The 298-nt window shown below is 59.4% G+C and carries 1 protein-coding gene; it reads right to left on the bottom strand.

Translation table 11 applies throughout. From position 1 onward, the window contains the following. The coding region (locus EN808_RS35785; protein WP_189524258.1) for a CoA transferase at positions 1–218 on the bottom strand (218 nt) is incomplete at its 3' end. Between the last annotated feature and the right edge of the window lie 80 nt (positions 219–298).

The raw sequence follows: 298 nt of genomic DNA, 5'->3' as shown, positions 1-298 counted from the left end.
CTCAGGTCCAGACAGACTGACTCCTTACCCCGGTTGAGCCAGACGAAGTAAGCGCTCTGTCCCCGCACCAACTTGTCATAGTGTCGCGCAAAATCCCCTTCGGGCCTTTCGACCTTGATGACCCGCGCCCCCGCGTCCGCAAGGCGAGACGATGCATAAGGCGCGGCCACGGCCTGCTCCACGGCAACGACGGTGATCCCCTCAAGGCAGTTCTGCATGTCTACACACCGCGCTATTCATCCAACAATTTCGTTTTGAGCCCGACGGCGATTCAGCATCGCCAGCAACCGGTTCTGTT

It is taken from the genome of Mesorhizobium sp. M8A.F.Ca.ET.165.01.1.1 (assembly GCF_004792065.1).
Classification (GTDB): domain Bacteria; phylum Pseudomonadota; class Alphaproteobacteria; order Rhizobiales; family Rhizobiaceae; genus Mesorhizobium.
Note: the sequence above shows the minus strand (reverse complement) of the source record. Positions and strands in the feature narration are given on the sequence as shown.